The sequence below is a fragment of the Pelagibacterium sp. genome, from assembly GCF_035555455.1.
GTDB lineage: Bacteria > Pseudomonadota > Alphaproteobacteria > Rhizobiales > Devosiaceae > Pelagibacterium.
Genome location: NZ_DATMGM010000066.1, coordinates 89,808 through 114,705, shown reverse-complemented (window position 1 = coordinate 114,705; position 24,898 = coordinate 89,808). Strand labels below are relative to the sequence as shown.

Annotated in this window: 24 protein-coding genes and 1 tRNA gene; 8 read left to right on the top strand and 17 right to left on the bottom strand. The window is 61.6% G+C overall.

The features are described 5' to 3' along the window. Positions 1 to 132 precede the first annotated feature (132 nt). From VNS12_RS13290 to VNS12_RS13280, 3 genes are read right to left on the bottom strand one after another with little or no spacing between them, the layout of a single operon-like run. Positions 133 to 1,092: a UPF0262 family protein gene (locus VNS12_RS13290; protein WP_325488325.1), complete on the bottom strand. Its 960-nt coding sequence runs from the start codon at positions 1,090 to 1,092 to the stop codon at positions 133 to 135. Further along, positions 1,092 to 2,384, bottom strand: coding sequence for a histidinol dehydrogenase (hisD, locus tag VNS12_RS13285; protein ID WP_325488324.1), 1,293 nt, complete (start codon positions 2,382 to 2,384; stop codon positions 1,092 to 1,094). The genes VNS12_RS13290 and hisD overlap by 1 nt, the downstream gene beginning before the upstream one ends. A gap of 21 nt (positions 2,385 to 2,405) precedes the next feature. Continuing rightward, on the bottom strand, positions 2,406 to 2,870 hold the full coding sequence (locus VNS12_RS13280) for a DUF2948 family protein (protein WP_325488323.1): 465 nt from the start codon (positions 2,868 to 2,870) through the stop codon (positions 2,406 to 2,408). A gap of 316 nt (positions 2,871 to 3,186) precedes the next feature. On the opposite strand from VNS12_RS13280, the gene VNS12_RS13275 reads away from it, so the two are divergent. Further along, positions 3,187 to 3,423, top strand: coding sequence for a hypothetical protein (locus VNS12_RS13275; RefSeq protein WP_325488322.1), 237 nt, complete (start codon positions 3,187 to 3,189; stop codon positions 3,421 to 3,423). A 440-nt stretch (positions 3,424 to 3,863) separates the two neighbouring features. On the opposite strand, the gene murA is transcribed toward VNS12_RS13275, so the two are convergent. Both murA and VNS12_RS13265 read right to left on the bottom strand, forming a co-directional pair. Beyond that, positions 3,864 to 5,156 (bottom strand): UDP-N-acetylglucosamine 1-carboxyvinyltransferase, encoded by a 1,293-nt coding sequence (murA, locus tag VNS12_RS13270; protein WP_325488321.1) that lies wholly within the window; start codon positions 5,154 to 5,156, stop codon positions 3,864 to 3,866. Between the two features lie 290 nt (positions 5,157 to 5,446). Beyond that, positions 5,447 to 5,608: a hypothetical protein gene (locus tag VNS12_RS13265; protein WP_325488320.1), complete on the bottom strand. Its 162-nt coding sequence runs from the start codon at positions 5,606 to 5,608 to the stop codon at positions 5,447 to 5,449. A gap of 120 nt (positions 5,609 to 5,728) precedes the next feature. Here VNS12_RS13265 and VNS12_RS13260 point away from each other — a divergent pair. Further along, positions 5,729 to 5,803, top strand: a tRNA-Thr gene (locus tag VNS12_RS13260). A 143-nt stretch (positions 5,804 to 5,946) separates the two neighbouring features. Here VNS12_RS13260 and VNS12_RS13255 read toward each other — a convergent pair. The 10 genes from VNS12_RS13255 to dctP all read right to left on the bottom strand — a co-directional run bounded on the left by VNS12_RS13255 (position 5,947) and on the right by dctP (position 15,685). Then, positions 5,947 to 7,326, bottom strand: a complete 1,380-nt coding sequence (locus VNS12_RS13255) for a hypothetical protein (RefSeq protein ID WP_325488319.1) — start codon at positions 7,324 to 7,326, stop codon at positions 5,947 to 5,949. Positions 7,327 to 7,489: 163 nt separating this feature from the next. Beyond that, complete coding sequence (locus tag VNS12_RS13250; RefSeq protein WP_325488318.1) at positions 7,490 to 8,278, bottom strand: hypothetical protein; 789 nt, start codon at positions 8,276 to 8,278, stop codon at positions 7,490 to 7,492. A 66-nt stretch (positions 8,279 to 8,344) separates the two neighbouring features. Continuing rightward, entirely contained in the window at positions 8,345 to 10,045 is a 1,701-nt protein-coding gene (locus VNS12_RS13245) for a pyrroloquinoline quinone-dependent dehydrogenase (RefSeq protein WP_325488317.1), read from the bottom strand. A 42-nt stretch (positions 10,046 to 10,087) separates the two neighbouring features. Further along, a complete protein-coding gene (locus VNS12_RS13240; RefSeq protein WP_325488316.1) occupies positions 10,088 to 10,543 on the bottom strand; it encodes a cytochrome c in 456 nt (151 codons plus the stop codon). An 80-nt stretch (positions 10,544 to 10,623) separates the two neighbouring features. Then, the gene (locus VNS12_RS13235) at positions 10,624 to 11,511 is read right to left on the bottom strand and encodes a ThuA domain-containing protein (protein WP_325488315.1); all 888 of its coding nucleotides are present in this window, start codon (positions 11,509 to 11,511) and stop codon (positions 10,624 to 10,626) included. Between the two features lie 413 nt (positions 11,512 to 11,924). After that, positions 11,925 to 12,338 carry a GlcG/HbpS family heme-binding protein gene (locus tag VNS12_RS13230; protein WP_325488314.1) on the bottom strand — a complete coding sequence of 138 codons (414 nt, stop codon included), beginning with the start codon at positions 12,336 to 12,338 and terminating at the stop codon, positions 11,925 to 11,927. Next, positions 12,338 to 12,778, bottom strand: coding sequence for a type II 3-dehydroquinate dehydratase (locus VNS12_RS13225; protein WP_325488313.1), 441 nt, complete (start codon positions 12,776 to 12,778; stop codon positions 12,338 to 12,340). Before VNS12_RS13225 ends, VNS12_RS13230 begins: the two co-directional genes overlap by 1 nt. Positions 12,779 to 12,793: 15 nt before the next feature. After that, positions 12,794 to 14,095, bottom strand: coding sequence for a TRAP transporter large permease (locus VNS12_RS13220; protein WP_325488312.1), 1,302 nt, complete (start codon positions 14,093 to 14,095; stop codon positions 12,794 to 12,796). Next, a complete protein-coding gene (locus tag VNS12_RS13215; protein ID WP_325488311.1) occupies positions 14,092 to 14,607 on the bottom strand; it encodes a TRAP transporter small permease in 516 nt (171 codons plus the stop codon). The genes VNS12_RS13220 and VNS12_RS13215 overlap by 4 nt, the downstream gene beginning before the upstream one ends. Before the next feature lie 91 nt (positions 14,608 to 14,698). Beyond that, positions 14,699 to 15,685 (bottom strand): TRAP transporter substrate-binding protein DctP, encoded by a 987-nt coding sequence (gene dctP, locus VNS12_RS13210; RefSeq protein ID WP_325488310.1) that lies wholly within the window; start codon positions 15,683 to 15,685, stop codon positions 14,699 to 14,701. 264 nt (positions 15,686 to 15,949) lie between these two features. On the opposite strand from dctP, the gene VNS12_RS13205 reads away from it, so the two are divergent. Continuing rightward, positions 15,950 to 16,639: a GntR family transcriptional regulator gene (locus tag VNS12_RS13205; protein ID WP_325488309.1), complete on the top strand. Its 690-nt coding sequence runs from the start codon at positions 15,950 to 15,952 to the stop codon at positions 16,637 to 16,639. A gap of 9 nt (positions 16,640 to 16,648) precedes the next feature. Here VNS12_RS13205 and VNS12_RS13200 read toward each other — a convergent pair whose 3' ends face one another. Next, positions 16,649 to 17,536, bottom strand: coding sequence for a shikimate dehydrogenase (locus VNS12_RS13200; protein WP_325488308.1), 888 nt, complete (start codon positions 17,534 to 17,536; stop codon positions 16,649 to 16,651). Between the two features lie 142 nt (positions 17,537 to 17,678). On the opposite strand from VNS12_RS13200, the gene VNS12_RS13195 reads away from it, so the two are divergent. From VNS12_RS13195 to VNS12_RS13175, 5 genes are all read left to right on the top strand, one after another. Next, positions 17,679 to 18,359, top strand: a complete 681-nt coding sequence (locus tag VNS12_RS13195) for a TetR/AcrR family transcriptional regulator (protein WP_414693125.1) — start codon at positions 17,679 to 17,681, stop codon at positions 18,357 to 18,359. Between the two features lie 836 nt (positions 18,360 to 19,195). After that, positions 19,196 to 21,085 (top strand): bifunctional sugar phosphate isomerase/epimerase/4-hydroxyphenylpyruvate dioxygenase family protein, encoded by a 1,890-nt coding sequence (locus VNS12_RS13190; protein WP_325488306.1) that lies wholly within the window; start codon positions 19,196 to 19,198, stop codon positions 21,083 to 21,085. A gap of 65 nt (positions 21,086 to 21,150) precedes the next feature. Beyond that, positions 21,151 to 21,669: a hypothetical protein gene (locus VNS12_RS13185; protein ID WP_325488305.1), complete on the top strand. Its 519-nt coding sequence runs from the start codon at positions 21,151 to 21,153 to the stop codon at positions 21,667 to 21,669. A 119-nt stretch (positions 21,670 to 21,788) separates the two neighbouring features. After that, entirely contained in the window at positions 21,789 to 22,118 is a 330-nt protein-coding gene (locus tag VNS12_RS13180) for a hypothetical protein (protein WP_325488304.1), read from the top strand. A gap of 68 nt (positions 22,119 to 22,186) precedes the next feature. Then, positions 22,187 to 22,507 (top strand): hypothetical protein, encoded by a 321-nt coding sequence (locus tag VNS12_RS13175; protein ID WP_325488303.1) that lies wholly within the window; start codon positions 22,187 to 22,189, stop codon positions 22,505 to 22,507. A gap of 50 nt (positions 22,508 to 22,557) precedes the next feature. Here VNS12_RS13175 and VNS12_RS13170 read toward each other — a convergent pair whose 3' ends face one another. Beyond that, positions 22,558 to 24,864 (bottom strand): Tex family protein, encoded by a 2,307-nt coding sequence (locus VNS12_RS13170; RefSeq protein WP_325488302.1) that lies wholly within the window; start codon positions 24,862 to 24,864, stop codon positions 22,558 to 22,560. Positions 24,865 to 24,898: the final 34 nt, after the last annotated feature.

Sequence of the window (24,898 nt, the reverse complement as noted above, 5' to 3'; positions counted from 1 at the left end):
CTGACAATGCCCCTGAGGACTGTTTTCGCAAGCCGGGCCGGACAAAAAGCATCCAGCCCGCTCCAGCCTTGTAGCGGGGCGCGATTTGGCGCGCAAACTAAACGCAAACGCCGCTAAATGAAAGGCCCTGCATCACACGGCGACTGAGGCCCGCTCCAGCATGGATTCCAGCTCTTCCCGCAACCGCCGGTCGAGATCGTCGCGCAGGGCCCGATAAGCCGTCAAAACCACGTCGCGCGCACCCTCCGTCTCGGACGGATCGGTGACGGACCAGTGCTCCATCACGCTGGCCTGGATACCCCGTTCCTCCACTGCCGCTCGCGCATCTTCGGCAAGGGTAACGATGATATCGAAGTTGGAGGCCTTGAGTTCATCCATGGTGTGCGGCGTATGCACCGACATGTCGATGCCGATTTCTTCCATTACCTGATGCACGAAATGATCGACCTTGCCCGAGCGCACCCCGGCCGAGCGCGCCACCAGCCGTCCGGGGAAATGCTTGCGGGCCAGCGCCGCCGCAATCGGCGAACGCACCGAGTTCATCGCGCACACGAACAGGATGGTGGGCAGTTGCGTGTCCTGTTCCGATACCCGCGTGGCGTAGGGCTGGACGGCGCAGATCAGCGTGAACAGCCGCCGCGCGGTTTCCAGATCCATCGCCAGCTTGTTGTCGAGCCGCTCGATCAACAGTTCCGCCGCCTGGTTGTGCAGGCCGCGCCGTCCCATATCCACCGCCTCGATCTGGAACGTCGAAGCCGAGCGGATCGCCTCGTAATAGCTCTCCCTGATACGGAAATAGTCGCGGATCAGGCTCCTGAACGGAGTGAGCGAGAGGTAGTGCGCTGCGATGGGCCGAAAAGTTTCCGGGTGGCGCACATCGAGCACGATATGGTTGTGCACGATCGACAGGTGCAGCGCATAGGGCCCCTCGGCCTTGACGCGCGCCGGTCGGAAACGGTTGGAATCGATCAGATCGTAAGTCGCGATCCGCCACTCATGCACCTCATCGGGATCGATCGAGGTGATGGTATTGGGGTCGAGCGTAACCGTGACGATCCTGTCGGTTTCGGGATCGAAAGGCCGCCGGTCCATTATCCGTTGAGCCTTATCGATACCGAGCGGCCATGAGCCTCCAGCCCCTCGGTTTCCGCCAGCGTCACTGTCGCATCGGCCAGTTCGGCCAGCGCCGCAGGCGTACAGCCCAGAATCGACGTACGCTTCATGAAGTCGAGCACCCCAAGTCCCGAGGCAAACCGCGCCGAGCGGGCGGTCGGCAGTACGTGGTTGGAGCCGCCCACATAATCGCCGATCGCTTCGGGCGTGTGGTGGCCGACAAAGATCGCTCCGGCATTGCGGATGCGCCCGACCAGCGGCTGCGGATCATCCAGCGCCAGTTCAACGTGCTCGGAGGCAATCCGATTGGCCAGGCCCACCGCTTCATCGAGGCTCGACACCGTGATGATGGCCCCGAATTCCTCCCATCCCTCGCGAGCATTGTCGGGAGCGCGCAAAGTCTCCAGTTGCCGCTCCACTTCGGCAGCAACAGCATCACCCAGCGCCGGGTCGGTCGTCATCAGAATCGATTGCGCCCCCGCCCCGTGCTCGGCCTGAGCCAACAGGTCCGCGGCCACCCAGGCGGGGTTGGCCGAACTATCGGCGATGATCAGCACCTCGGAGGGCCCGGCGATCATATCGATACCCACGGTTCCGAACACCTGCCGCTTGGCGGCTGCCACATAGGCATTGCCCGGGCCGGTGATCTTGGCAACCGGCGGGATGGTGGCGGTTCCAAACGCCAGCGCGGCAATCGCCTGCGCTCCACCCACCCGGTAGATTTCCGTGACCCCGGCGATTTTCGCCGCCGCGAGAATGGCTGGATTGACCACGCCCCTGGGGGTCGGCACCACCATGGCCAACCGCTCGACACCGGCCACTTTTGCGGGAATCGCATTCATCAGCACCGATGACGGATAGGCCGCCAGCCCGCCGGGTACATACAGCCCCACGGCCTCCACCGCCGTCCAGCGCATCCCCAGCGTCACACCGATATCGTCGGTATAGACATGATCGGCAGGCTTTTGCTTTTTGTGATGGGCGGTGATGCGACGATGGGCCAGTTCCAGCGCCTCGCGGATGGCGGGCGCGATGGTCTTGTAGGCCTCGTCGATTTCGTCTTGAGAAAACCGCAGCGTTTCGGGCGTCAGTGCCAGCCCGTCAAACTTGTGGGTCAGCTCGATCAGGGCTTCGTCACCCCGTGCGCGCACATCGGCGATGATTTTCGCCACCACATCGCCCACCTCGACCGAGGCCTCCCGCTTGGAGGCCAGCAACGTCTCGAAGGCTTGGGCAAAGCCGGGTTCGGCGCTCGAAAGAAATGCAGTCATGAACTTAAAATCGCGTCCCGTTCAATCGACGTCGTGTTTTGGCTGGGCCTTGGCCGCCCATACGCCGCCGAGATCGCGCAGTCTGGCTTCGAGGCATTCGACTTCGAGCCGCACCCTACCCCCACCGGCAAAGGTCAGGTGAACCTCGCCCGCCGGGGCTTCTCCCGCCTCGAAGGTGATGGCCAGCAATTCCATCACGCCATCCTTGGCGTTGAGGTCAAACCCTTCCGCATGGGCGGCGAGCACATCATCGAAATGCAGCCCGGCCCGCTTGCGCTGTCCCCGCCCCCGCGTGTCGCCGACTTCCCACGCATAGCGGTTCATCAGCATCACGAACCGACGGTCCGCCTGCGCATATCCCATGTCGCCCACCCGCACCACTGCATCCTGCACATAGGCGGAAACGATTCCGAGATCTTCGCTATCGAGCGCGAGAAGTTTGAGGTCTGTCATGGTCACGTTGGTTGGAGTTGCCACAGATTTCATACCGAACATCTGGGCGTTCGTGCCCCAAAGTGCAAGCCCTTTCACCTGCCTCTTGCCCGCGCACACCCGCTCGCCCCCCACTCCTGTCATCCTGGACTTGATCCGGGATCCAGTAACCGGCAGTGCCAGCGTTTTTTCCCCGGCCCCCACCAAACGAGCCCCCTTCTCCCCGCGTAGGAAGGGCTGGGGATGAGGGGGCGCTGAGTTTCCATCCGCACCCCCGAGCATACTGGATCCCGGGTCTTCGCCCGGGATGACTCCGAAGTAGCAAGCAGCTATCGTCCCATGACTATTATGCGTGGGGGGGGGAGGGGGCATGTTTCTGCGATTGGGTTCGTTAATAGCTTGGCTGGCGCTGATTTTAGGCACTCTTAGGGTCGGCATCGGCTTCTTCGTAGCCAGCATTGATGATGCTGAATCAAGAGCGGCAATGGCATCGCGTTATCTGGGGTCTGCATCATCGGGCGAGGCGATTGACCAAGGCTTAGTAGCGGTCGTTTTCGGCGTTGTGCTAGGAATTTTGGTTAAAATCGGTCGGTCCGTGAGCCGCTAACCCCGAACTCACTGCGGGAGGCCTCCCTGTCCAGCGCGTCCCCTCTCCCACTGCCGTCATCCCGGACTTGATCCGGGATCCAGTAACCGGCAGCGCCAGCGTTTTTTCCCTAGCCCCCACCAAACGAGCCCCCTTCCTTCTCCCCTTGAGGGAGAAGGTGGCCGCAAAGCGGTCGGATGAGGGGCGCCCGAGCCTGCTACATTCGCAAGCGCCCGCGAGGATGAAAGGCTGCGCACCTCCACGTCCGGAGCGCCGAGTCTCCATCTAAACGCTCGCGCATACTGAATCCCGGGTCTTCGCCCGGGATGACTCCGGTGGGCGTGATCCGGCCCTATGGCTCCTGTCCCCCCTGTCATCCCGGACTTGATCCGGGATCCAGTACACGCCAGCGCCAGCGTTCAATCGTCCGCGCCGCTCACGCTCCGGGGAAATAGAACCACCTACCCCGGAATGCGCTCGATTTCCGCACCGCAGCGCGAGAGCTTGTCTTCGAGCCGCTCAAAGCCGCGATCCAGGTGATAGATGCGGTTGACCACGGTTTCGCCCTTGGCGGCCAGCCCAGCGATGACCAGCGACACCGAAGCGCGCAGATCGGTTGCCATCACCTGCGCCCCTTTGAGTTCAGGCACACCGGTGACCGTCGCCACCTGCCCGTCCACGGCGATCTTGGCTCCAAAACGGGCGAGTTCCGCCACATGCATGAACCGGTTCTCGAAAATGGTTTCCTTGATCGTGGAAACCCCCTGCGAGCGCGTCATCAGCGCCATGAACTGGGCTTGCAGATCGGTGGGGAACCCCGGGAAAGGATCGGTCTCGATATCGACGGGCAGGATGCCGTTGCCATTGCGGGCGATGGTGATGCCGCCCTCTTTGGGTGTCACATCGACACCGCTGCGGGCCAGCACGTCGAGCGGCGCCTGCAACAGGTCCGGGCGCGCATTGCGCAAGAACACCTCGCCCCCGGTCATGGCGGCGGCAAAGGCATAGGTTCCCGTCTCGATACGGTCGGGCAGCACTTCGTGGATCGCGCCACCTAGCTTGTCCACGCCCTCGATCACCAGCCGTTCGGTTCCGATGCCGGAGATCTTTGCACCCATGGCGACGAGGCAATTGGCGAGGTCGACCACTTCGGGTTCGCGCGCCGCGTTCTCGATGATGGTGGTGCCGTCGGCCAGCGTCGCCGCCATCATCACCACGTGGGTCGCGCCCACAGACGTCTTGGGGAAGGTCACGGTCGTGCCCTTGAGCCGCCCGCCGGGGGCGCGCGCCACGACATAACCGCCATCGATGTCGATTTCTGCGCCGAGCGCCCGCAATCCATCGAGGTAGAAATCCACGGGACGCGTACCGATGGCGCAGCCGCCGGGCAGCGAAACCTTTGCATGGCCTTCGCGGGCGAGCAGCGGCCCGATGACCCAGAAGCTGGCGCGCATGGTCGAGACCAGCTCATAGGGAGCGGTCGTATCGACGATGTCGGATGCAGTGAAGGTGATGCGCTGGCCGCCCATGTCGTCATCGCCGCGCCGACGTCCATGCACCGCGATATCGACGCCGTGGTTTTCGAGAATGCGCTCGACCTGCTTGACGTCCGCCAGGCGCGGAACGTTGACGAGAACCAGCGGTTCTTCGGTCAGCAGCGAGGCAATCATCAGCGGCAGCGCCGCGTTCTTGGCTCCCGAAATGGGAATCTCGCCATTGAGCTGATTGCCACCCACGAGACGGATACGGTCCATATGGCTGCTCCTTGGACAGAAAAAGGCCGCGAATCACCCCGACCCGGGCGACGCGGAAAGCGTTGGCTCTGGTAACGCAGCCGGGATGTGGCTGCAAGAAATGCTCCCCCAACCCTTTGGGAAAACGAGGCCCGCAGAAACTGCGACGCGTTGGAAGCGAAACCATACGCAAGCGCAATCCGGTTTCGCACAGCAATTCAGTGGCAAGGCCCTGCGGCCTTTTTGGGGCTTGGAACCGGGAGCGCTTCGTCTGCCCGCCCCACGAACCCCAAAACCCGCTAAATTTAGCCCTAAGCCCGGGATTGCGGGTCTTCTTTCGTGTCCCCCTCGCCGGTCTCGCGCTCGGCTGGCGTCGGCTGCGGAGTAGCGCGCGCCTTGGCCTGGGCCTTGCGACGGCGCAGATTTTCCTTGAGCTTTGCGGCCAATCTTTGATCGCGATCGGGCTTGGACATGGGCTTGGCCTGGGGCAGGTTAACGTCTCTCCACACCTGCCAGCTTTTTGCCCTTGCGTCCACAGATGGGCTGTGGCAGTAACGGCCCGCACGCAGGCAGTCCCTCTGCCCCGCGCCAACGCTGCTGTAGCTCAGTGGTAGAGCACTCCCTTGGTAAGGGAGAGGCCGACAGTTCAATCCTGTCCAGCAGCACCACTTTTTCCCTTTATTTTTAAGCATGTTGTCGCCGCGCGTCGAATGGTCCGCAGCGCGCACGGAAAAGCCCGCCTGGGGTCTCCAGACGGGCCATGGATTAGCTATCGAGGGCAGCCTGGTGCCGCCCTCGTTGTCTTGTTGGGTCAGAAGCCGAACAGGGCACCGCCGCCAAGGGTGGTTCCGCTCATGCCGTCTTCGAAATGGCGCTCCCAGATCTGTGCCCAGGGGCGTCCGAACCAATCGGGCACCGAATATTCAAACGTGGCATTCGGTGTCAGCGGTTCGGCGCGGCCGTTCACGGTGAAGATGGTTGGGTTGCATTCGATGAACACATGCGGATCGCCCTCGTTCAGCGCCCGGTTGTAATCGAGATTGAACATGATGCGTACCGGTTCGACCAGCGCTTCGGGGTCGTACCAGGTGGTTTCCCAGATCAGCCCGACGAATTCGCCGTCCTCGTCATACCGGGCCGTATAGGTCTCGATGGTCTGCAACTGCCCCGAATGCTCGAAGGCGGCGTGGGTGGTCCAGGCCTGGATGTTGGACGTCCAGGTCACCAAGACGTCTTCGTCCCAGAAGCCGACCGTTTCGCCATACCAGCGCGGAACGTCGTCCCCCAGACGCGGCAATGCGCCCTCGAAATTAAACTCGCGGTTGAGTTTGACCTCGCGGACGAAGTTGTCAGCATTTCCACCCAGGAACAGCACGCTTTCAGGCGTAAAATAGGTGTGGAAGGTCTGAATGCCGGGGCCGGAGAAATACCGCCCAAACCCTTCAGGCCAGCAATAGGAAGCCGGCCATTGTGCGGCATTGCTGGCCGCGCCATGGTAGGCCTGCTGCACAAAGCGCGTCTGGTATTCCTCGGTCAGCAGCGACAGGAAAGTCGGCATCTGGGTGATGTGCCCATACTGCCACGGCGGCATTGCCGCGTTCGACCGCCTATAGATTCCCGACCATTCCGGCATGGTCTGCTGCGAATACTGGGTCGGTCCGCCGCGCGCTTCGGCCTCGGCCATCAGGGCCTCGTAATGCTCCTGGGCGGTATCGAACGCATAGGGGCTGACGATGGATTCGCGGGGATAATCGCGGTCGCAATGGCCCCAGGGCGCGGTTTCGGGGAAATTGTCGCCGGAGAGATCGACGGAACCCGGATAGGCCGCCCACACCGATTCCAGCCCGATCGAGCTGTTGCAGCGGAAATAGCGCTGATCGGTCCACAGCTCACGGTCGGCATAAAAGTCGGTCGAGTTGAAAATATCAACTTCGAGCAAGTCCTGCCCATCGGGCACCGCACCGTCGCGCGCGGACAGCACCGGCGGAGTGTCCGCATTGCCGCTGCCGCCATAAGGGCCACCGGCCCCCACCAGCTGGAACTCCATTTCCAGAACCGGCGCGCCACGCCCGGCGCTCTCTTGCGCGCTGGCCAATCCGCCGTCTTGCCCGGCGTCTTGGGCCACCACCGCAGGCACTGCCAGCGTCCCCAGCGCGATCGCGGACACGGCCCTCAAAAGACCCAGTCTCATCAAAATCTCCTCCAGTATCGTTTTCACCGACTACCAAAGGAGAGTTGCCGCTAAGCGCCGCATAAACCTGCACAAAACCTGTGGGCTTCATGCACGTTCACGCTGCACAGCCGGGCCGTGGTGCTGTTTTGGGGCCATTTGACGGGGATCATCCACGCTCGCGCTATGGCGCTTGCGTCTCCAGCGCGGCGATTGCCTCGTCGATCATGGTGCGCAGCATCTCGTCCTGGGTCCGCAACAGCACCGCCACGGCGCGAGTGGTGACGCGCAGCGGTTCCACATTCCCCTCGAAGGCGAAAAAATCGAGCGGCTGCAAGCGGTCCAGATCGAGGTGCGGTTCCCAGACGATGGCCGCGTCCAGCTCGCCCGAACGCATCAGGGACGCCATCAGTTCGGGCCGATCATAGGGCAGCCGCCGCACGCCATCGAGCGTTCCGGCGTTGATGGCCACCATCACCTCGGTGTCGATGGGGGTATAGAGCGGCACGCCCAACCGGCTGCCCGGCGCAAGGTCCGCAAGCGCCCTGATCGAGGGATCGGCCGACAACAGCACGTAGGGCGCTTCGAAATACGGGCGCGAGATGGTCAGCCAGTCGGGCAGCATTTCGCCGGCAATGATCTGGACGCCCAACACCCCCATGCACGATTGCGCCAATTCCTCGAAGATAAACGGCCAGATGCCGGTCTCGTCGAGCATCTCCATATCGGCGGTGATCTCGACCACATCGGGTTCGAGCAGCAGCAGACTGGCAATGTCCTGAGCCGCCTGTCGATCCTGCCGGGCCGTGGTGCTGTCGGGCAACAGGCACAGCGGCAGCCGGTTGCCGAAATCGGGGCGGATGGCATTGTAAAATTCCGGCGGCACGAAGGGCACCTGCCCCATGGCGGCGGTAGAAAGACTGAACACCATGCAAGCGGCCACAAGCTGGCGCAGCCTTAAACCGATCGTCATGCCCATCCCTCAGCGTTCCTCTGCCCTGATGAAAACGGGGCCGGAGGTTTCCCCCGGCCCCCACACTCAGTTCTGCTTGACGGCGAACACCATCATGGCGTTGCCGCTGCTCGGACGCTTCACCTCGGGGGCAAGGTCCTGGGGCACGCTGGTTGACCAGCTGGCGCCACCAACGCCCACCGGCACCGCGACATACTGGCGGCCATCGGCCTCATAGCTGATCGGATACCCCTGCGCGGCCTGCGGCAGGCGGGTGTTCCACAGCACATCGCCATTGGCGGCGTCAAACGCATAGAAGTTGCGATCCCAGTCGCCCGCAAACACCACGCCGCCCGCTGTGGTCAGCGTTGCGGTGTTGGCCGGGGTGCGCATCGGGAACTCCCAGAGCGTTTCGCCGGTATCGACATCCATGGCCAGCACGCGGCCCAGATTGTCCGGATCGTCCGGGTGGAAGATGCGGTTGGTGGCCGAGCGGCCATTGCCGCCGCCGCCTTCGACCATCTCGACTTCGGTGTAGATCACCCCGTCGTCGCAGTTGATCGACAGCGGCACGTAAACCGCGCGGGTTTCGGGGCTGAACGCCATGGCGCGCCAGCTTCTGAACCCGGTCGAGCTGGGGCACGTGGTCATCGGCACCCCGACCTCGCCGATCTTGCCTTCGCGATAGGCGGCAAAGGTGCCATCGGCATTGAGGTCGATCTGGTCCTGCAACCCGATATCGAACGCAGGCAGCGATTCGCCGGTCTCGCGATTGCCGCGCCACAGGATGCCCAGCTTGCCCATGTTCACGTAGGCGGGCTCGCCATCGATATCGACAAGGATATGCTCGAAGGATTCGTCCATATCGTTGGTTTCGCCGGGGATATACTGGCGATGCCACTGGATTTCGCCGGTGCTCGGATCGAGGGCCAGCGTCGACGTGGTATAAAGCCCGTCGCCATCATTGGCCCGGCTCACCCGCGACCAGGGTTTTGCCTGCGAAACGCCGATATAGACGAGGTTGGCGTCCGCATCATAGGACGCGGTGGTCCAGATATCGCCGCCGCCCCGCAGGACAAACGGGATGTCTTCCCAGGTGTCGTTCTCCGTCTCGCCGGGACGCTCGATGGTGATGGTGCGCCACATTTCCTCGCCGCTTTCGGCGTCATAGGCGACCACTGCGCATTTTTCTTCCGAGAACCGGTTGCAGCCCTGAAAGCCGACGATCACCTTGCCATCGGCAATCAGCGGCGCGGCGGTCAGCGACTTGCGGTCGGCGTGATCGGCGACCACCGATTCCCACTCGACCTGCCCGGTCCGGGCATTGATGGCCACCAGCACCGCGTCCGGGCTGGGGAAATAGATCTTGTCGCCATAAATGGAGATGCCACGGGTCAGGCGACCCGCGCGGAAGCCTTCGGGCATTTGTCGGCGATATTCCCAGATCAGATCGCCCGTGGCCGCATTGAGCGCCTGTACGATACCGCCGGGATTGGCGACATACATGATGCCATCGCGCACGATCGGGGCGGTTTCCTGCTCGCCCGGCTCCATGGCCCAGCCCCACACATATTCAAGCTCGCCCACATTGTCGGCGGTGATTTCCGACAGGGGGGAATAGCCCCAGCTGTCGACACCGGCGCGCCATTGCAGCCAGTCTTCCGGGGCCGGATTGAGAATGTCCGCATCGGTCACCGGGGTAAAATCGGTGACCTCTGCCAGCGCCGGAACGGCAACCAGCAGGGTGCCGGCGGCGATCAGGCTGATGCCAAGTCTGGATAGTCTCACATTGTCCTCCTCATGAGATATCTAGGTTTTGGGAAAGGGAAGTCAGGGCTCGGCAACCACATAGGTTTCGAGGGCTCCGGCATCGCCGGGCAGGTCCTCGCCGGACGGCTCAACGCCGTTGACGGACAGGATGAACGCCACGATGTCGGCATAGGTCTGGTCGCTGAGCGAGCCACCCATGCCCGGCGGCATGGTGGTCACGATCTTGTCGAACTTTTCCGAAAGCGGGGCGTCGGCCCAGCCATATTTGAAGGTCGGGCCGCGCAGGTCGGGCGCGTTGGAATCGATGCTGCGCAGGTCGTCGCCATGGCAGCCCGCGCAGTTGGCCATAAAGGCGCCCTGCCCGCGCTCGATCTGCTCCTGGCTGATGCCGCCGCCATGCAGTTCGTACGTTTGCGCCTGTACGCTGGTCGCTGCCATGGTAGCAAGGGCAATCAGCAGGCTTCCGCAAACCGTTCCAATGCGGCTTCTGCGCACGATGAGGTCTGGCGAGCTCATTGTCGTCTCCATGCTCTATCGATAGTTTGGGAGAGATGAGCGCCCCGGTTGATGGGGCGCTCCTTCAGGCGGCAAGCGGCTTACTGGACGCAGAAATCGTCCTTGCCCATGATGCCGTTCACGCCGCCCAGCACGTGCTGGAGGAAGTTGTCGTCTTCGAGGATATCGTGGCTGTGCCCGAGCACCGTCATCCACGCGCGGCCACCATCGTAATAGTGGCACCATGACACCGGGTGCCCCTCGCCCATGCCCGGATGGGTGCTCGACTGCCCCGCCGTCATCGTGGCTTCGTCCACGGTGAGCAGGATGTTCATGTCGGTGAGTTTACGGGGATCGGGGTAGATGTTGTACCACTCTTCCTCGATGAAGGTCGTGCCATCGGTCAGATGTGCCACCGAAGGATCGTTGGGCGACTGCACCTGGATTGCCGCTTCCTGGCGGGGGCCGTGGTTGAACAACTGGCCGCCGAGCAGGCCCTCATACCAGGTCCAGCTGTAGCTGGTGCCAAAGGCGTTGTGGATACCGGCAAAGCCGCCGCCGCCACGGATATAGATCTGAAGCTGGTGCTTGCCGAGGTCAGTCAGGGCCTCACGCCCGGTCGAAAAGAACACGACAGCATCCATCGAGCTGAGATTGCGGCCGTTCTCGAAAGTGGCCGGATCGTTCGACGCGGTAACCTCGTAGCCCTCGCCCTCGAACAGCGCCGTCAGCGCTTCCACTCCGGCCTCGACATTGGCGTGCGGGTTCACGCCCGGTGCCACGTAATAATAGATCAGCACCTTCCAGGGCGCTTCCTCACCTTCGGTCCGGTTGTTCCACGGATTGTAGCACGTGTCGTCGATGCTGCCGCAGACGCCGTATTTCTCGAATGTCGTGTACTGCTCCGGCTCCTGGGCCAGCGCCGGCAAGGCCGTCAATGCGGCGCAGAGCGTAGCGGCGCCAGCAAGGCGCGCGATCAGCTTGGTCATGGTGTTTCGTCCTCCAAAATCCTCAAAGCGGCCTCGGAAGGCTGTCGCCCGATCGGCGCTTGTCGCGCCGGGCCTCCTCCCGAGCCCCGCAATTGATGACATGGAGAAATCAGTCACGCAAGGTTTAATCTGAGATTTTCAATTTCGTATGTTGTTTTTATTTAATCCCGATCGTTCTTAAAAACGGCATAGGAAATTCGTCGCTCGCGACGGCTGTGTTCAGCGCCGCACGACCGACGAATACGAGCCAATCCAGGGCTAACTCCACCCATTATCCGCCATCTTGCCAGCCAACATTCCGAACATTTCGCCGCGCGGAGCAGCGAAAAACCCGGGCAATAGCCAAGAAACATCAGACGAAAGTCTATGTGTATGATAAATATCTTGCCGCACCGGCCATGCGGCGGGGGCGGTTACAGCCCGATTTCGGAACGGGAGAATGCCGCCGCGATCGCCTCAGCCAGGGCGGTTTCACTGTCCTCCAGCGCACCGCTGAGGCCCAGCGCCCCGACCATCACGCCATCCCGTTCGAGCAGTACGCCCCCGCCCAGCGGCACCACATGGGGCAGATATGCGAGGGGCATTCCCTCTTTCACCCGGCGGGAAAAGTTCGAGGACGGGCGGCGATAGAGCGCCGCCGTCCGGGCCTTGGCCAGTGCCGCGTCCACCGCAGCGGGGAACGCCCCATCCATGCGGATTTGCATGTGCGGCCAGCCGCCGGTGTCGACAATGGCCGCCGCCAGCGCAAACCCTTGCTCACTGGCGGCAGAAACCACTGCGTTTGCAATGGCTTGCGCCTCGGCCAGGGTCAGCGTCCCAACCGCCATCAATCCAGCAAATCCTTGCGGGCGCACATGGCGGTCGTGGCAACGCCATAGCCTTCAGCGCCCAGTCCGGCCATCACCGCCGTCGCCACCCGCGAGACATGGGAGTGATGATAGACCGGCTCGCGCTTGTGCACATTGGTGATGTGCAGCTCGAAGATCGGACCGGGAAACATCCGCAGTGCATCGAACAGCGCCAGCGAGGTGAAGGTGAAGGCCGCCGGATTGATGATGATCCCGGCTGCCTCGTCGATCGCCTCATGCACCCAGTCAATGAGGCGTTCCTCGCTGTTGGTCTGGCGAAATTCGACCGCCCGGTCTCCCGCCGCGTCGCGGCAGAGCTGCTCAACTTCTTTCAAAGTGGTCGAACCATACAGGTCCGGCTCGCGCAGCCCGAGGCGATTTAAGTTAGGTCCATTAAGGACATAGATCGGTTTAGTCATGAGATATTCCTGGGCTTATCCTGTGTATCCGAACAGGCGCGGCACAAACAGCACGAGGTCGGGAATGAAAGTGACGGCAGCCAGCGACCCCAGCAGGCCAATGAGAAACGGCATGGTGTCCTTGAGGATAGACCCCATGGTTGCACCCGTTATGCGCTGCACGACGAACAGCAGCAGGCCATAAGGTGGCGTCACCAGCCCGATCATCGTGTTGAACACCACGACCACGCCGAAATGGACCATATCAACGCCCAGCGCCTGAGCTGTCGGCACCAGAACGGGCACGAAGATCAGGATGATGGTCGACCCTTCCAGCACCGCACCAAGCAGCAGCAGAATGAGGTTGACCATGATGAGAAAGGTGACGGGGTTGAGGTCGTACTGCAGCAGGAAGCTGCTGACCGCGTTGGGAATATTTTCGATGGTGACGACATAGTTGAACACCAGTGCCGCAGCGATCAGCATCCCGATCGAGGTCGTGGTGCGAGCCGCCGATTGCAGGGAAAAGTAGAATTCCTTCCACTTGATATCGCGATAGATCACCACCGAGACGAACAGCGCATATCCGGCGGCTACCGCCGCCGCTTCGGTCGGCGTCATCACCCCGCCCCGCAGCCCGACGATCAGCACCACGGGCAACATCAGCGCCGGGAACGCCCGGATCGTGATGCCCGGCAGTTTCTTGAGCGGAACAGGCGCTTCCACCGGGTAATTGTTACGCCGCGCCATCCAGGCAACGAGGACCATCTGCACGAAGGAAATCAGCAGTCCTGGTAGAATCCCCGCCAGAAACAGGAAGCCGATCGAGGCGTTGGAGACCAGCGCGTAGATCACCATCGGGATCGAAGGCGGCAGGATCGGCGCAACCACTGATGTCACCGCCGTGAGGGCTGCAGCAAAGCTTTTGGGGTATTTTCCGTCCTGGGTCATCAGGCGGGTCATCATCTTGCCCATGCCGGCCGCATCGGCCAGCGCCGACCCGGACATCCCGGCAAACAGCAGGCTCTGCAACACGTTGACCTGAGCCAATCCCCCCCGGAAACGTCCGACCAGCGCGTTGGCAAAGTGCAGGATACGCGTGGTCATGGAGCCCGAATTCATGAATTCGGCGGCCAGAATAAACAGCGGCACCGCCAGCATGGTGTAGCTGGTGAACATGCTGTTGAGCAGTTGTTCAGCCGCCGTGCCCATGTCGAGGCCAGCAAGCCAGAGATAGACGATCGAAGCGGCGATCATCGAGTGCCCGATCGGCAACCCGATAAGGCTCAACCCGACCAGGGTGACGATGCAGATCGTAAACGGATCGGTGAAGCTCATAGGGGGCTACCGGTGGTGAGATCATCGTTCTTGCGCTCGGCGCGCCCCCGGATGGCTTCGATCAGAAGCCAGACGTAGCGGCAGATCACGGCGACCGAGAAGATGATGTAGATGGAATAGAGGATGTCGAACCGGATCTTGAGATAGGACGTCGACTGGATTTTCATGAAGGTGACGTAGTCGTATGCCGCTGGCAGCGAGTACAGATAGATTCCGATAAGCGCGATGGCGCTGACGATGGTCATCGCCCTTCGGACACCGCTACGGACCGAGCCGTACAGCAGATCGAACCGGATTTCTTCGTCCTCGGTGACGACAAAGGCGGCGCCCCAGAGCACCATCCACAGCCACATGATGACCGTCAGTTCCGACGACCAGCCGGTTGGCCAGCGAAAGAAGTAGCGAAATACCACCTGAATCAAGAAGGCGGCCAGCATGACTCCCAGCATCAGGGCATTGATATTTTCCGCACGGCGGTAGAGCCAGCGCCCGATCAAGGCCAGCTTGTGCATTGTCTTACCTTCGCTTTTGATGGCGATGCTTTGCAAAACAGATTGGGGCGGCAGGAAAGAGCCGGCCACCCCAGAACTGTTTCACGCAGACCTAGAGCGCGTTGATGGTATCGACCATTCCTTCGGGCCAGCTTTCGGCAAGGCTCGAATTGAGGTACATTTCCTGCGCATAGCTGCGGAAAGCATCGAGATCCGGCTCATAGACGTCGAGGCCCTGTTCCTCGAAATAGGCCACCAGATCGGCCTCGCCCTGCTGATGCGCTTCAGTACTCCACGCAATCGCCTCGTCGGCGGCGGCCTGTACCTTTTCCTGCTGCTCCGGCGTCAGGCTGTTCCATGTATTGAGAGAAATGGCCAACACGTCGAAGCCCACAAGGTGCGAGGTCAGCACAACCTGCGACATCACTTCATAGAACTTCATGTTCTGCACGTTGGGGAGCGGGTTGTCCTGCGCGTCGATCGCGCCGGTCTGGAGAGCTGTATAGACTTCGGCATAGGCCACCGGCGTCGGATTCGCCCCAAGTGCTTCGCCAAGGAACTGCCAGGCATCCCCACCCGGCATACGCAGACGAATACCAGCCATGTCCGCCGGCGTTTCGATCCGCTTTTCGGGACGCATGCCAACGTGACGTGCGCCGAAATAGGTGGGGCCCAGTACCTTGATGCCCAGACGGTCCTCGACCATCTGCTTCATTTCGTCCCCAGCTTCGCTGTTAAAGAACGTCAGCAGGTGATCGGCATCACGGAACAGATAGGCCGAAGTCAGGATCGACCATTCCGGAAGCTGTTCGGCGATATCCTGCGGCGCGATATTCCCCATTTCGAGGTTGCCGCGCTGCATGGCGACCAGTTCTGTTCCCTGACGGAACAAGGTGGCGCCATAATAGCCCTGATAGTTGAATTCATCGCCAATCTGGTCGGCGAATTGCTGCATCATCTGCGAACGGATGTCCTGCTCGGAAAAGACCGCCGAGAACCGCAATTCCACCGGCTGCTGCGCCACGGCCGGCACAGCCGTTACGGCAGCGAGCGCGAGTGAACCCAGCAGGGCCGCGCGACGTGTAAGTCTGAAAAGCATAACGATGTTCCTCCTGTATCGGTTTCGGCTTCGACTGGCGCGCTGCCACCCTTTTGCGCGACAAACTCCTCCATCTCGCCGATCTTCAAATGTACGAACTAGTTCGTTTAAGTCAAGCCACTTCCCTGGCGCTCCAGAACGTCTAGCTATGGCACAATCATATGTCAATTTAAAAAACATATGATGAAATGGCCGTAACCTGCTATAGCGAGATAGTGACACCAGCATCATTTCATGCAACACGAGGGCGGAAGGGATTTTTCCATGTCAGTTATCAGGCCGCTCAATGAATCAGCGGACGAAATCACCGATACAGTTGGCGAACAGGCCTTTCGGCGCATTCGCGGCGACATAATTTCCGGGGCGCTCAAGCCGGGCCTGAAGCTCAAGCTTGAGCGGCTCAAGAGCCAGTACGGCGTCAGCGTCAGCACGCTGCGCGAGATTCTCAACCGGTTGACCACCGAGGATTTCGTGATTGCCGAGGGCCAGCGCGGTTTTGAGGTCAGCCCGGCATCGGTGGATAATCTGCGCGAGGTCGGCGATCTGCGGCTGGTTCTGGAAAACCACGCACTCGCCCTGTCCTTTGCAGCGGGCGATCTCGATTGGGAGGCCAATGTCGTCGCCGCCCATCACCGGCTGTCCACCATCGAAAAGGCACTTCTGGCCGGGGAGGCCGACCGGACGGCTGAATGGATTCGCTATGATTTCGCTTTTCACCACGCGCTGATCGCAGCGTGCGGGTCGCGGTCGCTGCTGGCCATTCACCAGTCGATTTTCGACCGGTTCATCCGCTATCACATGCTGGCGCAAAGCTTTCGCGGCGGTGGAGTGACCGAGGACCATCAGGAGCTGTTCCGCCTCGCCCTTGCCCGCGATGTCGAAGGTGCCCAGACCAAGCTGGCGGCCCACATCCACAGCGGCATCGATCATATCCTGAGCAGCGGCAAGCTCTAGGGCTGAAACTCAGACCGAAGCTTCAAACGTGCTGGTCATGCCGGCGCGCGATGGCTTTTGTCCCGTAAACAGTTCAAACGCCTTCACCGCCTGGAAAATCGCCATGCCCGCCCCCGGCAGGGTTTTGCATCCCTTCTCACGCGCCTTGGCGATCAGCGGCGTGATGCGGGGAAAATAGATGACATCGGCCACCCACTGTCCGGCGTCGAGCCGGGCGGTATCGACCGGAACGCCTGGGTATTTCTCCATGCCGATCGGCGTTGTGTTGACGATGCCGTCCCGTCCTTCGACCAGAGCATCGGCGCTGTCTGCAACCCAGATGCGCCGGTCGGGCCGCGACAATTGCCCGGCAAGTTCCTCGGCCCGCTCCCGCGCGATATCATAGATTGCCAGATCTTCGACGCCCAGTTCGAGCAAGGCATGGGCCACAGCCGCGCCTGCCCCCCCTGCCCCCACCTGCAACACCCGGGTCCGAGGCGTATCAACCATACCGACGCGGAAGCTTTCGGCAAAGCCCCAGCAATCGGTATTGTGTCCTTCCCGCCCCTTTTCTGCACCAAACAACACAGTGTTGACCGCCCCGATCGCTTTGGCATCGGCAGAGAGGGCGTCGAGATGGGCGAGTATCGACTGCTTGAAGGGATGGGTGACATTGACGCCCGTAAATCCCACCGTCTCCAGCACCCCCAGCACCTCGGACAATGCCGCGTCCTCCAGCCCCAGCGCGTCGAAATCGATGAGGTGGTAGTGGTAGTCAAGGCCAAGCCGTTCGCCTTCGCGCCGGTGCATGATTGGGGATAACGACGCCCCGATGCCCCGGCCGAGCAGGCCGATATGGGACGCGCCGCTGGCGCCCAGATGCACCAGATTCGCCAATCCGCTCTTGAGATTGCCCATTGCCTCTCCACCCCCGGCACCGGAAACACGCCGATATCCGCCGCACTTGTCTTTTGCCGACCAAGCGACCTAAATGCAGCAACGCATGGCACCATGTGTGTACGAACTAGTTAGTTTAGTCAATGATCCTGCACGCCGGAGAATATCAATCGTGACCAGATCCGAGTCCCGCCAGAAACCAGGCAGACGGCAGCAGGACCCCGAGGGCACCCGCCGCAACATCATCGAAGTGGCGTCGTCCGAGTTTGCGCTCAATGGGCTGTCCGGCGCGCGCATCGACACGATTGCCGACAAGACCCGCGCCAGCAAGCGGATGATCTACTACTATTTCGGTGACAAGGAAGGGCTCTATGTCAGCGCGCTCGAAAACGCGTATCGCGTGGTGCGCGAGGGCGAAGCCGAACTCGATATCGAGAGTCTTCCGGCACTCGAAGGCCTCAAGCGCCTCGTGGGCTTCACTTTTGATCACCACCACCACCATGAAGATTTCATCCGCATGGTGATGATCGAAAACATCCATTCGGGCCGCTATCTGGAACGCTCAAGCGACCTTTACGCGGTCAACCAATCGGCCATCGCCCGCATCGAAACCCTCTATCGCAAGGGCGTCGAGGAGGGCCGGTTCCGCCCCGATCTCGATCCTTTGGAAATCCACTGGCAGATCAGCGCCCTTTGCTTTTTCAACGTCTCCAACCGCGCTACCTTCTCACATTTGTTCCAGCGCGATTTCGGCTCCGAAGCCTCCCAGACCTCGCTGCGCCAGAACGTCATCGACATGGTGGTGCGTTACGTGGTCAAGCCGGAGTTTTTTGAGGCCACGTAGCCCGGCACAGCGACTGGGCAGCGCCTATGCTCGAATGGCTGGCCCCGCGAAGCGGTCGAATGAGGGGGCGCTGAGCTTCTGCGCACCCCTCACCCCCAGCCCTCTCCCCTCAAGGGGCGAGGGGGGCTCCTGTCGCAGCGCCTGCGTTCTTCCCGCACCTCCGAGCATGCTGGATCCCGGGTCTTCGCCCGGGATGACACGCTGGGGTAAAGTCCGCAGCGCTTTCCCACCCCACCCCACGTCATCCCGGACCTGATCCGGGATCCAGTAACCGGCAGCGCCAGCAACTCTATCCTCACCGCTGCCCCCACTTATCCCCGCACCCCAAATCTCCCCCATACTCCCCGTCACGACCCCGCTTACATGGACGCAAGCGCAACGAACGTTTGGGCAGGGTCGGTTCGAGTTCCTCATGGGTCGCCATGGGGAAGGCCCAAAGCGGACAGATGGCCGGATGTGGATACCATGTGGGCAAAACCCTCCCACGTCGCACCGGGGAAACCCGGAGGGGCACCCTTAAACCGCCACGAGGTGGTTTAGACAATCCCCAGCCCGAGATCGCCGCCATAAGCCAAAAACCCCGGATGCGTGGGGCGATGATCGCTTCATACTAACTACAAAACGTGCGGAGCGCTCATCGCCCCATGCCGTTCATTTCAGCATCGCCCGGGGTCGCCGACCGCCGGGGGTCTTGCCACGCGCGAACCATTGTTGCGCTTCTCCGCGCTGTCAGGCTGACTTTCCTGACACTCGGACCCGGACGCCCCATCCATATTGACCATCCACCTCCGCCCCACTTACAATGTACGAACCAGTTCGTTTGTTTGGAGCCTCCAATGAAGACCTCGATAGCGACGGTTTCGATCAGCGGTGATTTTCGGGAAAAACTGGCGGCGATTTCCGCAGCGGGCTTCGATGGCATCGAGATTTTCGAGAACGACTTTCTGGCATTCGATGGCGGCCCACGCGAGGTCGGACGGATGGTCCGCGATCACGGGCTGGAGATCGCGCTGTTCCAGCCGTTTCGCGATTTCGAGGGCATGCCCGAGCCCCAGCGCACCCGCGCCTTTGATCGCGCCGAGCGCAAATTCGACGTGATGGAGGAGTTGGGCACCGATCTGGTGCTGTTCTGCTCCAACGTTTCGCCGGACTCCCTGGGCGGCATCGATCGCGCTGCTAACGATCTGCGCGAACTGGGCGAACGCGCAGCACGGCGCAATCTGCGCGTCGGCTATGAAGCCCTCGCCTGGGGCCGCCATGTCAACGATCATCGCGATGCGTGGGAAATCGTCCGCCGCGCCGACCATCCCAATATCGGGCTGATCGTTGACAGCTTTCACACCTTTGCCCGCCGTATCGACCCTGAAACGATCCGCTCCATTCCCGGCGACAAGATATTTTTCGTCCAACTCGCCGATGCGCCCCGCATCGAGATGGACCTGCTCTACTGGAGCCGACATTTTCGCACCATGCCCGGTCAGGGCGATCTCGATGTCGCCGCTTTCGCCCGCGCTGTGGCTGCCACCGGTTATGCCGGAATGTGGTCGCTCGAAATTTTCAATGACCAGTTCAGGGGTGGCTCTCCCGGCGCGATCGCAGCAGATGGCCATCGGTCCCTGATCGCGTTGATGGACACGGTGCGGCGCACTGAACCGGGGATCAGTGTCGATCTGCCGTCCATGCCACCGCCCATCGAGGTCACCGGCATTGAGTTCATTGAGTTCGCCGCCAATGAGGCGGAAGCGCGGGACCTCACCAAAATGCTCGCCACCATGGGATTCGCCCATGCCGGCAGCCATATCGGCAAGGACGTCGAGCTCTACCGCGCCGGGGGCGTCAACATCGTGGTCAATACCGAACGCGAGGGCTTTGCCCATTCGGCCTATATCGTCCATGGCACCTGCGTCTGCGATATAGGCCTGAGGGTCGATGACGCCCAAGCCACCGTCGATCGTGCCAGGGCGCTTGGGGCCGAGCCCTTTGAGCAGCCGATCGGCCCGGGTGAATTGCGCATTCCGGCCATTCGAGGCGTTGGCGGCGGCTTGATGCATTTCATCGACGGCAAGTCGGAACTGTCGAAAGTCTGGGAAACCGAATTCACGGCGATTGATACAGCCGCGCCCGATATCGGCATCACCCGTATCGATCATATCGGCCAGACCATGAACTATGAAGAATTGCTCACCTGGCTGCTGTTTTACACCACCCTGTTCGATACCCATAAGACGCCGATGCTCGACGTGGTCGATCCTGCCGGATTGGTGCGCAGCCAGGTGATCGAAAACGCCGATGGTTCGGTGCGCATTACCCTCAACGGCGCCGATGGACGCTCCACCCTGGCGGGGCATTTCATTTCCGAGAGTTTCGGATCGTCGGTTCAACACATTGCCTTTGCCTCATCCGACATCTTCAAGACCGCCGCGGCGCTGTCCAAGACCGGATTTGAGCCGCTGACCATCTCACCGAACTATTTTGCGGACGTGCAGGCCCGGTTCGGCCTCGACGAGGCGTTCATATCCGTGCTGCGCGGGGGCAATATTTTGTATGACCGCGACGAGGCCGGCGGCGAATTCTTCCAGCTCTATTCCACCCTTTATGGCGATGGGATTTTCTTTGAAATCGTCGAGCGCAGGAGTGGCTATAATGGCTATGGCGCGCCCAATGCCCAGTTCCGGATCGCCGCTCAAAAGCGCACCCTGCGCGACAAGCACATTCCAGCGCGTTAGAGCGGCCCCGTTCTCGCCACGGTTTTGCGGCTGATTCTACGGGTAACGGTAAAGGAGAACCTCTGATGCGCTATGTTCTGGCTCTTGCGCTGGCAATCGCATCTACCGCGACGATTGCCCCGGCGCAGGACGAACCCGTCCTCGATAACCCCTATTATGACGATCGCTCCACTGCCGCTGCGGTGATCGAGTCACTTTATAATGCCATCAACCGCCAGGAATATCTGCGCGCGTGGTCGTATTTCGAGCATCCTTCAGAACAGACGGACCAGCAGGCGCTGCAAGACGATTTCGAAGCTTTTGCCGCCGGGTATGAAAACACAAGCTCCGTGCGCCTTCTCGTCGGCCCCGAAATCACCGAAGGCGCGGCGGGTACGATCTATTACGCGCTTCCGGTCGCCATCGAAGCCACCAACTCCGATGGTGCGTTAGAGAGCTTTGCCGGGTGCTATACGCTGCGTCAGGCCCAGCCTTCGGTTCAGGCCACGCCCCCCTTCCGCCCCCTCGCCATCGTCAAGGGCGATCTCCAACCAGCTCAAGGCCCGCTCGAAACCATCCTGCCCGGTATATGCGAGCCGGATTAGCACCAGCCATCCGATGCAGTTCGGCAACATTTTGGACATCGTTGCGCAGAGGTCAGCGAACCTATTGAGGCGGCCCGCGATTTGCAGTTGAGTGCGACCACAGTGTTCAGGTGGGTTCAGTGCGCGTCCTCTTCAGCTTCGTTGCCGTGATGGCGGCCTTTGTGACCGCCACGCCAGTTCTGTCTCAGGGGTTGTCGGCAGTCGATGCCATTAATCAATGCGAGGCTTTTGTTGAGGAGTCGATCCGGCCCGAATTCGGAGCGAACTTCAAGCACCCGTACAAGGTGATCTGCTATTTCGGGCTGATCGACCCGCAAATCAGCACCAATCCCGAGGCGGTGTGTGCCCGGGTTTCACGAGCCCTTGGCCAACCGCACCGTGACATCGCCGAGTTCATGTGTTCAGGCGCTTATCACAGCTATCTCAGCGCGTCCTCAGCCGCCCCGTAGCGCGCGTCTGGAACCACTGTGCTCGCAGTCCGTTTCTTCCGTGATCATTTTCATTCGGGAGAAAAACATTGGTTGATTTCCACCTGCGCAAGGACAGCAATTCGCCGATCCACCATCAGGTCGATGAAATGCGCCGCCAGTTGCGGCACATTTCAAAGAGCCTTTCCGACCACGGCATCGATTTTGACGATATGGCGCACGATGCGGAAAAGTTCATGCGCACGACCCGCAAGAGCGCCAAACGCGCCGCCCGGCATGTGACCCATGATGCCGATATCCTGAGCCGCGCCGCCCAGAGGGCACCCGCCGGCGCTGGCACCGTGCTTGCAGTCGCTGCCATTGTGGGCTTTGGAATCGGATATCTGTTCCATCTGGCCCAGAACGACTGATCGCGCCGTAACGCAAGAGCCGCCCCATCAGGGCGGCTCTGTTTTTCCGATCAGCGCTTACCGCGCATCGCTTCGGCCAGCGCTGCGCCCAGTGCGCCCTGTCCGCCGCTCTCCGGATTAGAGCGGCGCGGGGCCCGGTTGGTACTGCGATCCGGGCGCGGTGCATTGGCTCCACGCTCCTCCGGCACCGCGTCCTTTCGCATCGACAGACCGATCCGCTTGCGCTTGGCGTCGACCTCCATCACCCTGACCTTGACCACATCGCCCGCCTTGACCACCTCATGGGGGTCCTTGACGAACCGATCTGCCAGTTGGGAGACGTGCACCAGCCCGTCCTGATGCACGCCGATATCGACGAAGGCGCCGAAAGCGGCAACGTTGGTGACGGTGCCCTCCAGCATCATGCCCGGCTTGAGGTCTGAAATATTCTCAATCCCATCAGCAAAGCTTGCTGTGCGGAATTCGGGTCGTGGGTCCCGGCCGGGTTTTTCGAGTTCACCGAGAATATCGCGCACGGTTGGCAACCCGAACTTTTCATCGACGAAATCCTTCGCGTCGAGCTTTCGCAGCGCCGTGCTATCGCCCATCAGCGCTCGAATATCGCGTCCGCAGGCGCTGACGATCTTTCGTGCAACGCCATAGGCTTCCGGGTGAACCGAGGACGCATCGAGCGGCTCAGCCCCATCGCGGATGCGCAAAAAACCTGCCGCCTGCTCAAAAGCCTTCGGGCCCAGACGCGGGACAGACAGTAATTGCTTGCGCGAGGTGAACGCCCCATTGGCATCTCGATGGGCGACAACCGCTTGCGCCAGCGACGTACCTAGCCCGGAAACCTGGGCCAGCAACGGCGCAGAGGCCGTATTGAGATCGACGCCCACGGCATTCACCGCATCCTCGACCACCGCATCGAGCGAGCGCGCCAGGCGGTATTGGTCGACGTCGTGCTGATATTGGCCGACGCCAATCGACTTGGGCTCGATCTTGACCAGTTCGGCCAGCGGGTCCTGTAGCCGCCGGGCAATCGACACCGCACCCCGCAGGGACACGTCGAGGTCGGGCAACTCGTTGGAGGCGGTTTCCGAAGCCGAATAGACCGACGCCCCTGCCTCGCTCACCACAACCTTAAGCGGTTTTGGCGCGGGGATCATCGAGAGGATATCAACCGTCAGTCGCTCGGTTTCGCGGCTTGCCGTGCCGTTGCCGATGGCGATCAGTTCGACCTTGTGGCGGGCGATCAGCGCCATCAGCACGGCCTGACTACCCTGCACATCATTGCGGGGCGCAAACGGGAAGATGGTCGCCGTATCGAGGACCTTGCCGGTGGCGTCCACCACCGCGACCTTCACACCCGTGCGGATGCCAGGATCGAGCCCCATGGTGGCGCGGTTCCCGGCAGGCGCGGCCAGCAGCAGGTCCTTGAGGTTCCGCGCGAACACCGTAATCGCCTCATCCTCGGCCCGCTCGCGCAAGCGGCCCATCAGATCCACCGACAGGTGCAGCCAGAGCTTCACGCGCCAGCTCCAGCGCGCAACCTCCATCAGCCACTGGTCCGCTGCCGAGCCATCGGCGACGATGCCGAAATGGGCTGCGACCATGCCTTCGGCAGGCTTGAAGCGCCCCTCAACGTCGGCGTCCAGTTCCAGTTCGACGGTCAGCACATCCTCGTTGCGACCGCGGAGCATGGCCAAGGCCCGATGGCTGGGCACCTTGGCCCAGGGTTCGGCATGATCGAAATAGTCGGCAAACTTGGCGCCCTGATCCTGCTTGCCGTCGATCACTTTTGCCCGCAACACGGCGTTGCGCTCCATATGATCGCGAAGCTTGCCGATCAGTTCGGCGTCTTCGGCAAACCGCTCCGCAAGAATGTCACGCGCGCCCTCCAGCGCCGCCTTGGCATCGGGCACGGCGTCGCTCAGATACTGCTCTGCGGCGGTCAGCGGGATCAGCCCCCGATCGGTGAATAGTGCATCGGCCAAAGGCTCCAATCCGCGCTCGCGGGCGATCTCGGCCTTGGTCCGGCGCTTGGGTTTGAAGGGCAGATAGATGTCCTCCAGCTCGGCCTTGGTGGTGACCCGGGCAATCTGTGCCGCCAACTCGTCGGTCAGCTTGCCTTGTGAATCGATCGATTGCAGGATCGCGGCCCGACGCGCTTCAAGCTCCCGCAGATAGGCGAGCCGGGTTTCGAGCGTGCGCAGTTGGGCGTCGTCGAGACCACCGGTTACTTCCTTGCGATAACGGGCAACGAAGGGCACGGTCGCGCCACCGTCGAGCAGGTCCACAGCGGCGGTAACCTGATCGGCACGGGCAGAAATTTCAGCGGCGATGAGGACGGCAATGGCTTTGGCAATATCGGTCATGACGGTCCGGAGTTGTTTGATCCGAGGTGAGGTT